Below are 12,470 nucleotides of genomic sequence, written 5' to 3' on the forward strand. Positions count from 1 at the left end.
CTTTTGGCGAGTCACTGTTGGTAACTCATGGAAGATAAAGGAATATGGCGATTTAATTCATGATGATAAGAAAAAATAATACCCGCACTCTTCTTTGGTGGGGGAGTGCCATGTTTACCAGCAGCACCCATATGTACCTGCTCTGGTTGCTGAGTACCGAATCTGTACTGGTTAAACATCCTGATGACGCCCCGGCGGCAGTGATGCTTACCTTGTCGGCAGAAACGCAGTTCACCCAAAACGTGGAACAAAATCCGGTGGTGGGAATACAACAGACTTTTAACGAACCGCAGGTTGAACAACAGGAAGCTCAACCAGAAGACGTGAGTAATTTGCTGACAGCACCTGAGCAACCTAATGCTGTACTGCTAGTTGAGAAAGAGGTGGAAATCACTGAAGAAAAACCTGTAGAAGAACCAGTGAAAATAAAACGTCCACAACAGCAAGTAATGAAACCGCGTAAACCTGTCATTGAGGAAACACCAGAAAACCGCAATAAGCCTTCTCCGCCAGCAGCCGTAGCCAGCACAACACTATCTGGCGAGAGCCATCAAATTGCTGCCGCAGCAAATAGTGATTCCGTGCATAAACAAAAGGTTAAAATGAATTGGCGAAGCCGCTTGCAAGGGCATCTGGTGGAGTTTAAACGCTATCCACCCAGAGCCAGAAAACAGCGACAACAAGGCATCGCCACTATCCGTTTTGTGGTCAATAAAGATGGGCATGTTCTATCTGCTCAGCTTATAAAAAGCAGTGGGGCCGCTATTTTAGATCATGAAGCATTGGCACTTATTAAACGTGCTCAGCCATTACCTAAACCACCTGCCGAGTTGTTATTGCATGGGCAAATAACATTAGCTCTGCCCATTGGTTTTGATTTAAAAAATAAACGCGAGTAATAGCGGTAACGAGCACGGCAATCTATAAGGCGAGTAGTTTGGCTAAACAGGGGATAAACTTCGCCCTGTTTAGTCTTATTCAGATAGCCAACCGAGCGCACAGATAGCGGTTTAGACTAATCCCTTCCTCCGAGGCATTAATTGCCAGACGCCGGTGCTGTTCCGGTGGTAAGCGAAGAACCAGTTTCCCGCTATAATGCTTTTCTGCCAAGGGTTGTGGTGGTATTTCACCATGAGTCTGCATGTCGCGCAGAATATCGGCAACCAACGCAGTGATACCTGCCAAGGCTTCGAAGCGCTCTTTTGCAAGCCATGACAAGCCAGGGAATTCCGCACACAAACCAACAAACTCATTATCTTCTGCCGACCAAGTAATCCGATACGTATAGTGTTCGATGTTAACCATTATCCATTTCCTCGAGTTTAGCCAATGCAGCGATCACCTGTTTTACCTGATAAAATTTGGCCATTCCGCTGCTGTCCTTTTGAATGTTGATCCGAGGGTCTCCTTGCCAGGGAGTACCATAGACATGATGACTACTGGAGTAATGCCTGGGAAAGCCAAAGTAAAAATTACAGATTTTGACGAGTTCGCGGAATTTAACCCCAGCGGGGTTAGCTTTAATCTGAGCAACCCGACTGTCCATGTCTTTCATAGTACCTCCATTTTAGTATCATTAGTGGTATCAAATCAATAGTGATAGACCCACTAGTGCCGTTTTAAAACGACTAGAATTGAACAAATAGTGGGCATTACGGCTTCAGATGCCAAGCGGGATGATTCAATTCATGGAAGCAGTGTGCAAAATAAGGAATAAAAAACCGGGCATAAAGCCCGGTGTGGGAAAACAAAAAAACTTCCGTGAGTTAAATTAGTCACCTGGGCAGCGCAGGCAGCGTTCAGCCTCATCGGTACCCAACCTTAACTTGGACTGTAAATCACGCAGCGCAGTACGCAAGCCTTCTTCAATGACTGGGTGATAAAATGGCATATCCAGCATTTGATTGATGGTCATCTGTTGTTGATGTGCCCAAGCTAACAGATGTGCGATATGTTCGGCACTCGGCCCCATCATCTCGGCGCCGAGGAAACGGCCGGTTCCCTGTTCGCCATAAACGCGCAAAATACCTTTGTTTTTCAGCATGACACGCGAGCGCCCCTGATTTTCAAAAGAGACTTCACCGATTTCAAAACAACCACATGCACTGAATTTTTGTGATAACTCACGGAAGGTTGAGCCTACCATCGCAATTTGTGGGTCAGAGAAAACAACCGAGATAGGGCTGCGACGTAAGCCGGGAACCACTTCAGGGAATCCACCTGCATTCACTCCGGCGATACGGGCTTGATCGCTAGCCTCATGCAGTAATGGTAATTGGTTACTGGCATCACCGGCGATAAAGATATGTGGCACGCTGGTTTGCAGGGTAAGTCGATCAGCTTGCGGAACCCCTCGTTCGTCCAGAATGAGGGACGTATTTTCCAGACCCAGTTTATCCACATTAGGGCGACGACCAGTGGCAGCTAACACGTAATCAACCATGGTCTCTTGCGGTTTACCGGTTTTATCCAGATAGCGGATAAAGACTTTATCCCCCTCACGCTGCATGACTTCCACTTTCACGTCTGGGTCAAGATAGAACTCTTCACCCAAGGCTTTCGCGGCGTAATTACGTACAATGCTGTCAGTCAGTGGGCCAACACCACCACCGACACCGAACATTTTTACTTGAACGCCCAGCCGGTGCAGTGCCTGACCGAGTTCCAGACCAATAACACCAGGTCCGAATACCGCAACAGATTCGGGTAGGTCATCCCAGCTAAACACATCATCATTAACTATCAGTCGGTCACCCAGCTCATCCCAGGCTGTGGGCCAGGTTGGGCGGGAGCCAGTCGCAATCACGATACGCTGCGCAACAATACGCGTATGATCATCAACTTGTAGCGTATTATCATCAATGAAACGGGCATAGCCTTGAATTTTGTCCGCAGCTGGAATGTTATCTACACCCTCCAGCACAAAACCAACAAACCGGTCGCGCTCACGTTTAACACGACTCATCACTTCACGGCCATTAATCAGAATATCGCCTTGCGGGTGAATACCAAATTTAGGCGCTTTTTCAATATGATGTACGGCTTCGGCTGCTGCAATCAGCAGTTTGGATGGCATGCAACCAACGCGTGCACAGGTGGTACCGTATTCGCCACCTTCAATCATCACCACACTTGGGGTTGACAGTTTGGCAGCGCGATAAGCGCCAAGTCCGGCAGTGCCGCCGCCAATTACGGCGACATCAACGTTTAAGGTTTTCATGTCTGCTCCTAACATAAAAAGGGTAGGCCGAAGCCTACCAAGTATACCCTTCGTATTTGAAGCTACAGGGTTGCTGGCTACATTTGTTACTCGGCCCATCCTTGGGCCTCGCCTCTGCGAGGCCGCTGCCAGCAGCGTTCAAATCTGCTCCCGGCAGATTTGTCACCCGAATCACTTACTGGTCTTGACCTTAAAAATAAGTAAGCTCATCGAGATGAGTTCACTTGCCGCCTACCTGTAACTCCAATGACTTTGGGTATTCACATTATCTTCACTCTATTAATATTATTAAGCAGATAAGTAATTTTCCAAATCATCACTGCCACCAATATGACGGCCACCGATAAATACTTGTGGCACAGTTCCACGACCAGTGACAGCACGCAAGCTGACGGTTGTCGCATCTTTACCCAGCACGATCTCCTCATACTGAATCCCGCGTTCTTGCAGCATTTGTTTCGCTTTGGCACAGAATGGGCAGCCCGGTTTGGTAAAGACAGATACCGACTCCTGTACTTTAAAGTCGGGTGCCAGATATTTCAGCATGGTATCGGCATCGGACACTTCAAACGGGTCACCCGGCTTATTTGGCTCCACAAACATTTTCTCAACCACACCGTTACGCACCAGCATCGAGTAACGCCATGAACGTGGACCGAAGCCCAGATCAGCTTTCTCAACCAGCATGTTCATGCCCTTGGTGAATTCGCCGTTACCATCTGGAACGAAAGTAATATTTTCAGCATGCTGGTCAGCTTTCCAGGCATTCATCACGAAGGTATCGTTGACTGATACGCACAGAATGCTATCAACACCGTGCTGTTTAAACACAGCGGCCAGTTCGTTATAGCGTGGCAGATGGCTGGAAGAACAAGTCGGGGTAAATGCACCCGGTAGTGAAAATACAATCACTGTTTTATTGCTGAACAAATCGTCGGTGGTTACATCAACCCACTGGTCCCCCTGACGGGTATGGAAAGTTACTTGTGGGATTTTTTTACCTTCTTGGCTAGTAAACATCTGTAACTCCTTAATTAAAAAATAAAATATTTAAATTTTTATGAATATCTTTTCGTTGGGGCACATTATTCATTTTATCACTTGATAGATCTAATCACTGATTGCTATCTTATCTATCGTCAATGGCTATCATAAAGCGGAGCACAGATGAATATTCGTGATTTAGAATACTTGGTGGCGCTGGCTGAATTCAGGCATTTCCGGCGTGCTGCCGACTCTTGCCATGTCAGCCAACCCACATTAAGTGGTCAGATTCGTAAGCTGGAAGATGAGTTGGGCGTGATGTTGCTGGAGCGCACTAGCCGTAAGGTCTTGTTTACGCAGGCTGGGCTGTTGCTAGTGGAACAAGCCAGAACTATATTGCGAGAAGTAAAGGTACTGAAAGAGATGGCCAGCTTGCAGGGCGAAAGCATGTCCGGTCCACTGCATATCGGCCTGATACCTACTGTCGGGCCTTATTTGTTGCCGCAAATCATTCCCATGTTGCATAAGGCATTCCCGAAACTGGAAATGTATCTGCATGAAGCACAAACCCAGAATCTTCTGGCTCAGTTGGACAGTGGCAAGCTGGACTGTGCCATTCTGGCACTGGTCAAAGAGACCGAAGCTTTTATCGAAGTTCCGCTATTTGATGAGCCGATGAGCCTGGCTATTTATGCCGATCATCCATGGGCCGATCGTGACAGAGTGCAAATGCATGAGCTGGCGGGTGAGAAATTATTGATGTTGGAAGATGGCCACTGCCTGCGCGATCAGGCGATGGGCTTCTGTTTCCAGGCCGGTGCAGAGGAAGACACCCATTTCCGCGCCACCAGTTTGGAAACTCTGCGTAATATGGTGGCTGCGGGGAGCGGCATTACTTTGCTGCCGTCGTTGGCGGTACCGAATGAGCGCAAGCGTGATGGCGTATGCTATCTGGAGTGCTACAAGCCTGTGCCTAAACGCACTATCGCGTTGGTGTACCGCCCCGGTTCCCCACTGCGTGGCCGCTATGAGCAACTGGCCGAGGCGATACGTGAACACATGCAACCGCGTATGAATCCAGATGTTATAAAGGAAAAGCTAGAACAGGCGGTTTAAACCGTTCAGTGCTGCCACACGATAGGCTTCAGCCATCGTCGGATAGTTGAAGGTTGTATTAACGAAATATTCGATAGTATTACCTTCTCCTTTCTGTTCCATAATCGCCTGTCCGATGTGGATAATTTCCGCTGCACGTTCGCCAAAGCAATGAATACCCAAGATCTGCTTGGTTTCTCGATGGAACAGGATTTTTAAGCTACCGGTATCCATCCCGACGATTTGCGCGCGCGCCAGATGTTTAAATTGCGCCCGGCCGACCTCGTAGGGCACTTTCATCGCGGTCAAATCTTGCTCGGTTTTCCCAACCGAACTGATTTCCGGGATGGTGTAAATACCCGTCGGAATATCCTCGATCAAATGAACGTTGGCTTCGCCTTTGATCATTGCTTGTGCCGCGATACGCCCCTGATCATAGGCCGCAGAGGCCAGACTCGGGTAACCAATCACATCACCCACCGCATACACATGGGGCAGCGCTGTCTGGTACATGCTATTGACCTTCAGCAGACCACGGCTATCAGCTTCCAGGCCGATGTTTTCCAACCCTAAACCGCCGGTATTACCGGTACGACCATTGGCATACAACAAGCAGTCTGCTTTGACCTTTTTACCTGATTTCAGATGGACAATAACCCCATCAAGGGTTCCCTCAATTTGCTCAAACTCTTCGTTGTGACGGATAACGACACCGTTATTCCAGAAGTGGTAAGAGAGGGCATCTGACATTTCCTGATCAAGGAAGGCCAGTAGGCGGTCGCGGGTATTGATTAAATCAACTTTGACGCTCAAACCACGGAAGATTGAAGCATATTCACAACCAATAACCCCTGCGCCATAGATAATGACGTGCTGAGGTTCATGGCTGAGCTGTAAAATGGTATCGCTGTCGTAAATCCGTTCATGGCTAAAATCAACATTCGCCGGGCGATAGGGGCGTGAACCTGTAGCAATCACAATGTTATCAGCGCGTAGTGTATCGTTGGTGCCATCGGCATAACGCACGTTGATAGTATTGGCATCAATAAAGCTGGCATCGCCTGAAAACATATGGCAGTGATTGCGATCGTAAAAACCCTGACGCATACGTGTCTGTTGATTAATAACACGATCAGCATGGTTTAAAATATCAGCGAAAGAAGAACTGATGGTTCGGGCATTGTCGCTGTAGAGTGGATTTTGGTTGAATTCGATAATACGGCTAACGGCGTGGCGCAAAGCTTTGGAAGGGATAGTGCCCCAATGGGTACATCCACCGCCCACATTATTATACCGTTCAATTACGGCAACACGGGCACCTTGCTTGACCAACCCCATAGCGGCACCTTCACCGCCAGGACCCGAGCCAATAACAATGGCATCAAAATGGAAGTGCTGTTGCATGTAGGAGAGACCTATTCTTATACAAAATTACAACGATACATTAACATCATCCCAACCAGATACCCAATAGATTTCAAGATGCAGCCAACACATCTGTAAATTGAAAGATGACAGGTATAAATCAATCAACCATGGGTAAATCACCGTGATGTGTGTTGTAAAGCGGCAATTCAGTATTGGGATGATACGTTTGTATAACGGTTGTTACTATAAAGTTTGGTATATTGCTGACTATATATCTTAGATTGAGAATTTGGATATCCCTTGGGCACGATTATGGGCGTCAGAGCACAACAAAAAGAGCGGACTCGTCGTTCCCTTATCGAAGCGGCGTTCAGCCAACTGAGCGCTGAGCGGAGTTTCGCCAGCCTTAGCTTGCGGGAAGTCTCTCGCGAAGCTGGTATCGCACCGACTTCTTTCTACCGGCATTTTCGCGATGTCGACGAACTTGGCCTGACAATGGTCGATGAAAGCGGCCTGATGTTGCGCCAACTGATGCGTCAGGCTCGCCAGCGGATTGCCAAGGGCGGCAGTGTTATCCGTACCTCCGTATCTACATTTATGGAATTTATCGGTAATAACCCGAATGCATTTCGCTTATTGCTGCGCGAGCGTTCCGGCACGTCCGCCGCATTTCGTGCCGCAGTGGCTCGTGAAATTCAGCATTTTATTGCTGAGCTGGCAGATTACCTCGAATTGGAAAACCACATGCCACGCAGCTTCACTGAAGCTCAGGCTGAGGCCATGGTCACAATTGTCTTCAGTGCTGGTGCAGAAGTGCTGGACGTGGATATTGAACAACGGCGACAGTTAGAGGAACGCTTGGTCTTACAACTGCGGATGATCTCCAAGGGCGCTTATTATTGGTATCGCCGCGAGCAGGAAAAACTCGCCGTATCTCGCACTTAATAAGGTAAGGAAAATGATGGAACAGTCTCGCCGTGAAATCGGCACCCTGCTGCTGGCGTTGATTACTGGCCTGGCAATAAATGGTTCATTTAACACGTTATTCAGCGCGTTTGTGCCTTTTTCAGTTTTTCCGCTGCTAACGTTAATATTAGCCGTATATTGTTTGCATCAGCGCTACCTCAATTTCGCCATGCCACATGGCTTGCCAGTACTGGCCTCCGCGTGTTTCTTGCTCGGGATTTTGCTGTATAGCGCGATTGTTCGGGTTGAGCATCCGGCAATTGGTTCTAATTTCGTTCCTTCTATTCTCAGTGTCGTGTTGGTGTTCTGGATCTTGTTTAAGCTAAAAGCACGTAAGTCGGTGCAATCAGAATCTGAGCCAGATAATTCGGATAACCAGCAGCCGCAATAACCTGAAAGCGATATGTTTTAAAACGACATATTTTAAAACGAAAAAGGGCAACATCGCGTTGCCCTTTTACTTATCTATTGCCTGTCAGCCGCGCTTTTCCAGCAATACCCCACACTCCATATGATGGGTGTAGGGGAACTGATCGAACAGTGCTAATCGGCTGATTTTATGTGTCTGTTGTAACTGTTCCAGATTGGCGCACAGCGTTTCAGGGTTACAGGAGATATAAAGGATACGCGGATAACCTTGTACCAGCTTGACTGTCTCGCTATCCAGCCCGCTGCGCGGGGGATCGACAAAAATGGTCTCGCAGTTATAACTGCTCAGATCAATACCCTTCAAACGGTTAAACTCGCGTACACCTTGCATTGCCTGGGTAAACTCTTCAGCCGACATGCGGATAATTTGCACGTTATCGATATTATTTGCCGCGATATTGTATTGTGCTGCTGCCACTGAGGGTTTAGCGATTTCTGTTGCCAACACCCGTGCAAAATTGCGTGCTAGCGCCAACGAGAAATTACCATTACCGCAATACAACTCCAATAAATCACCGCTGGCGTTTTTAGTGGCATCAATCGCCCATTCCAGCATATGAATATTCACTGCTGCATTCGGTTGGGTGAAACTATTCTCCACCTGACGATAAATCATTTCACGCCCAGCAACCGGTAACACTTCATCGATATAGTCGTGATCTAGCATGATTTTAGTTTTCGATGCCCGGCCAATCAGTTGCAGATCAAAACCTTGTTCGCGTAGCTTTTCACGCAATTCCAGCGCCTTCTGCTGCCACTCTTCATCTAATTGACGGTGATACAGCAAAGAGGCGATCAATTTACCGCTTAGGGTAGATAAGTAATCAATCTGGAACAGTTTACGCCGCAAAATCGGTTCGGCCCTGATGGCCGTCATCAGCGCACTCATCAGACGATTGATCAACAAACTTGCCACCGGGAACTGTTCAACACGGATACGCTGTTTGGTCTGCTGGTCAAACATGATGTGGTACAAGTCATCTTCATCGTGCCAAACGCGAAACTCGGCTCTCATGCGGTAATGCTCTGCCGGAGAACGGAATATTTCCGCAGCAGGTGCCTGAAACGGCAACATCATCGTCTGAAGACGGGCAGATTTTTCCGCCAGTTGTTGGTCGTAACTGTCTGTTGGCAGGATGTCGGGAGTCATGTTTCTTCTCGTCTGGCCATTATAAAAGAGAGGTATTGCTGCGGATTGTAGGGAAAGTGGGAGTGATGTCCAGTTTTGTTGTGTTTATTCCCTATAACGAGGATGGAAGTCTAGACATCTATTTTACTTGATCGTAGCATTGCGGTCCGGCCTCATGCTGTTACTTAAACACCTACGAGTTAAAAGGGAATCCGGTGTAAATCCGGAGCTGACGCGCAGCGGTAAGGGGAAGTTACGGCGATAGGTTTCAACCAGACACTGTCCGCAAGGGCGGGAAGTCATCGCCAGCTCTATTTCACGGTATTAATTCATTTAAGTAATGAAGAAGACGTGACATCAGAGATCCCAAGCCCGAAGACCTGCCGGTATTACGTCGCAATATGCGTGGTCGTCGCGAACTATCGGCCATGGCACTGCGGCATCCGCCAATTGAGTTTGGATGCTTGTATTCATGACAATTAAAAAATATACGCTGATCACAGCCCTTTCTGTGACGGCATTTTCTGGATGGGCCCAGGACAGCACCACAACAGGTAATAAAGACGAAATGGTGGTTACCGCCAACCGTTTCAAACAGCCAGTTTCCACGGTATTGGCACCCACCGATGTAGTAACGCGTGATGATATCGACCGCTGGCAGGCAAAAAGCCTCAATGAAGTGATGCGCCGGCTACCTGGCGTGGATATTGCCCAAACCGGGGGGCTAGGCCAAGGCTCTTCTATGTATATCCGTGGTACCGAAGCCCGCCATGTATTAGTGCTGATCGATGGCATTCCTCTGGCGCGAACCGGTATCATCAATAGTGTCGACTTTAATCAAATACCTCTCTCTCTGGTGCAACGTGTTGAATATATTCGCGGGCCTCGCTCTGCCGTATATGGCTCTGGGGCGATTGGTGGTGTAATTAACGTGATTACACAGTCAGACCAGGAAGGTGGGCAGATTAATGCCGGGGTTGGTTCTAAAGGTTACCAGCAATATGACGGCAGCGTTCGCCAACGTTTTGGTGATACTTTAGCGACGATAGCGGGCGGCTATCAAACCACGAACGGTTTTAACATTAAACCCGACTCACCTAATCCAGTGGATAGCGATCGGGATGGTTTTCGTAATAAAAATTTTTGGGTAGGGCTAGAGCATCAGTTCAACCAAGATATATCCGGTTTCGTCAGAGGTTATGGTTACACCAACAATACTGATTACGATGTTGGCAGTATTTCTTCCCCTGCTTACAGTGGCGATGAGGAGCGATTATATAACCATACTTATGACGCAGGGCTACGTTATGCTGCGGGGGCTTTCTCCTCTCAATTAATCGGTAGCTATCAGAAATACAAAGATTATAACTACAGCAGCCAATATGGGCGTTATGGCGAGGCGACTACGCTGGACGATATGGATCAGCGTAACGTGCAATGGGGTAATACATACAGTTTTGAGAGTGCAACGCTGAGTGCTGGCGTTGACTGGCAGCAACAGCGTTTGACCTCATCGAGTACCACTATCTCTGATACATATAAGCGGGATAATACCGGTTTGTATCTTAGCGGGCAGCAGAAGATAGGTAGTGTGACGCTGGAAGCCTCGGGCCGTGAAGATAAAGATGAGCAGTTTGGCTGGCATGAGACCTGGCAAACCGCCGCAGGTTGGGAATTTATCCCCGATTATCGTGCGACATTATCCTATGGAACAGGATTTTTGGCCCCGTCACTGGGTCAGCAGTATGGTTCGCAGCGCTTTGATATCATATCAAACAGTGATTTGAAACCTGAGGAGTCCCGCCAATGGGAGGCAGGTCTGGAAGGATTGACTGGCCCACTTGATTGGCGTTTGTCTGCTTATCGCTACAAAATTGAAAACCTGATCGATTACTTCTCCGACCCAAATACATACAAAGGGCAGTATTACAATGTTGATTCGGCAACGATAAAAGGGGTTGAATGGACAGGTAGCGTCGATACCGGCATTTTCAATCACCAGATCACATTGCAATATATGGATCCGCGTAATGATAAGAATAATGAAGTTTTAGCCCGTCGTTCTAAACAGCAAGCCAAGTATCAATTAGATTGGACAATGTTCAATCTGGATATGGACGTTTCTTATCAGTACTACGGTAAACGCTATGACAATAGCACCTCAGCCTATAGCTCGACTCAACGTGAATTACCGAGTTATAGCACGGTAGATGTTTCAGCGAGTTATCTGGTTACTTCTCATCTTACAGTTCGTGGTAGAATTGCTAACCTGTTTGATAAAGATTACGAAACGGCTTATGGCTATAAAACCGCTGGACGAGAGTATTACCTCACCGGAAGCTATAACTTCTAAGGCTGATACTGCCCCTCGCCCGACAGCACTGATTTTTGACTCAGGTGTTGGCGGGCTATCTGTCTATCAAGAGATTCGGCAGTTGTTGCCGGATCTCCACTATATATATGCTTTCGACAATGTCGCTTTCCCTTATGGGGAGAAGTCCGGTGAGTTTATCGTTGAACGCGTTCTGGAAATTGTCACTGCGGTGCAGCAGCGCCATCCGCTGGCAATCGTCGTCATTGCCTGTAACACCGCCAGCACAGTAGTACTTCCTGCTTTACGTGAACGCTTTGCATTCCCTGTGGTTGGGGTTGTTCCTGCTATCAAACCGGCGGTGCGATTAACCCGCAATGGTGTTGTTGGCTTATTGGCTACCCGTGGCACGGTACATGCTTCCTATACACGGGACTTGATTGAGCGCTTTGCTACCGATTGCAAAATTGAATTGCTGGGTTCATCTGAGCTGGTGGAACTGGCAGAGTCCAAGTTGCATGGTGGTGCTGTACCTATCGAAACATTAAAGAAAATCCTCCACCCATGGTTGGCAATGCGTGAGCCGCCGGACACCATTGTATTGGGGTGCACTCATTTCCCTCTATTAGTAGAAGAGTTGGCGCAAGTGTTGCCTGAAGGTACTCGCATGGTCGATTCCGGTGCCGCAATTGCTCGTCGCACTGCTTGGCTCATCTCTTCTCAAGAAAATGTAGTTTCTTCTCAGGAAGATAATATTGCTTACTGCATGGCGTTGAATGCAGATACTGACGTTTTATTACCCGTTTTGCAGGGTTATGGCTTCCCGGTGCTGCAAAAACTGCCAATTTAAAGGCGTTTTGACTAAAGATTCAGCGGTTGAAAAGTTTTTTCAAATTAGGGGTTGCAGGCTGGCAGGAACTCCCTATAATGCGCCTCCACTGACCGGGAACAACGAAACATACTTCGCC

General features: G+C 47.9%; 12 protein-coding genes and 1 riboswitch. Of the genes, 6 read left to right on the forward strand and 6 right to left on the reverse strand.

The window, feature by feature from the left end; genetic code table 11:
- The first annotated feature begins 59 nt into the window (after positions 1-59).
- Positions 60-899, forward strand: a complete 840-nt coding sequence (locus V2A84_RS19885) for a TonB family protein (RefSeq protein ID WP_442848261.1) — start codon at positions 60-62, stop codon at positions 897-899.
- A gap of 79 nt (positions 900-978) precedes the next feature.
- On the opposite strand, the gene V2A84_RS19890 is transcribed toward V2A84_RS19885, so the two are convergent.
- The 4 genes from V2A84_RS19890 to V2A84_RS19905 form a co-directional block, all read right to left on the reverse strand.
- On the reverse strand, positions 979-1,305 hold the full coding sequence (locus V2A84_RS19890) for a type II toxin-antitoxin system HicB family antitoxin (protein ID WP_083161810.1): 327 nt from the start codon (positions 1,303-1,305) through the stop codon (positions 979-981).
- Positions 1,298-1,555: a toxin HicA gene (locus V2A84_RS19895; RefSeq protein WP_083161812.1), complete on the reverse strand. Its 258-nt coding sequence runs from the start codon at positions 1,553-1,555 to the stop codon at positions 1,298-1,300. Before V2A84_RS19895 ends, V2A84_RS19890 begins: the two co-directional genes overlap by 8 nt.
- Positions 1,556-1,771: 216 nt before the next feature.
- Positions 1,772-3,220: a dihydrolipoyl dehydrogenase gene (locus tag V2A84_RS19900; protein WP_083161814.1), complete on the reverse strand. Its 1,449-nt coding sequence runs from the start codon at positions 3,218-3,220 to the stop codon at positions 1,772-1,774.
- 288 nt (positions 3,221-3,508) lie between these two features.
- A complete protein-coding gene (locus V2A84_RS19905; RefSeq protein ID WP_083161816.1) occupies positions 3,509-4,240 on the reverse strand; it encodes a glutathione peroxidase in 732 nt (243 codons plus the stop codon).
- 147 nt (positions 4,241-4,387) lie between these two features.
- Between V2A84_RS19905 and oxyR the strand changes: the two genes are divergently transcribed.
- Positions 4,388-5,320, forward strand: a complete 933-nt coding sequence (gene oxyR / locus V2A84_RS19910; protein ID WP_083161818.1) for a DNA-binding transcriptional regulator OxyR — start codon at positions 4,388-4,390, stop codon at positions 5,318-5,320.
- Here the strand turns inward: oxyR and sthA are convergent.
- Positions 5,303-6,703, reverse strand: a complete 1,401-nt coding sequence (gene sthA, locus V2A84_RS19915; protein WP_083161820.1) for a Si-specific NAD(P)(+) transhydrogenase — start codon at positions 6,701-6,703, stop codon at positions 5,303-5,305. The genes oxyR and sthA overlap by 18 nt on opposite strands.
- Before the next feature lie 276 nt (positions 6,704-6,979).
- Here sthA and fabR point away from each other — a divergent pair, with 276 nt between their 5' ends.
- Both fabR and V2A84_RS19925 read left to right on the forward strand, forming a co-directional pair.
- Positions 6,980-7,612 carry an HTH-type transcriptional repressor FabR gene (gene fabR / locus V2A84_RS19920; protein ID WP_005192099.1) on the forward strand — a complete coding sequence of 211 codons (633 nt, stop codon included), beginning with the start codon at positions 6,980-6,982 and terminating at the stop codon, positions 7,610-7,612.
- A 13-nt stretch (positions 7,613-7,625) separates the two neighbouring features.
- The gene (locus V2A84_RS19925; RefSeq protein WP_226716428.1) at positions 7,626-8,024 is read left to right on the forward strand and encodes a YijD family membrane protein; all 399 of its coding nucleotides are present in this window, start codon (positions 7,626-7,628) and stop codon (positions 8,022-8,024) included.
- Positions 8,025-8,108: 84 nt separating this feature from the next.
- Here the strand turns inward: V2A84_RS19925 and trmA are convergent, their stop codons facing one another.
- Positions 8,109-9,212 (reverse strand): tRNA (uridine(54)-C5)-methyltransferase TrmA, encoded by a 1,104-nt coding sequence (trmA, locus tag V2A84_RS19930; protein ID WP_442821378.1) that lies wholly within the window; start codon positions 9,210-9,212, stop codon positions 8,109-8,111.
- A gap of 130 nt (positions 9,213-9,342) precedes the next feature.
- A riboswitch (cobalamin riboswitch) is annotated at positions 9,343-9,593 on the forward strand.
- 70 nt (positions 9,594-9,663) lie between these two features.
- On the opposite strand from trmA, the gene btuB reads away from it, so the two are divergent.
- Positions 9,664-11,544, forward strand: a complete 1,881-nt coding sequence (gene btuB / locus V2A84_RS19935) for a TonB-dependent vitamin B12 receptor BtuB (RefSeq protein WP_442849029.1) — start codon at positions 9,664-9,666, stop codon at positions 11,542-11,544.
- A complete protein-coding gene (gene murI, locus V2A84_RS19940; RefSeq protein WP_083161826.1) occupies positions 11,489-12,352 on the forward strand; it encodes a glutamate racemase in 864 nt (287 codons plus the stop codon). Before btuB ends, murI begins: the two co-directional genes overlap by 56 nt.
- Positions 12,353-12,470: the final 118 nt, after the last annotated feature.

This window comes from Yersinia sp. 2553 StPb PI (assembly GCF_052217105.1).
Taxonomy (GTDB): domain Bacteria; phylum Pseudomonadota; class Gammaproteobacteria; order Enterobacterales; family Enterobacteriaceae; genus Yersinia; species Yersinia enterocolitica_E.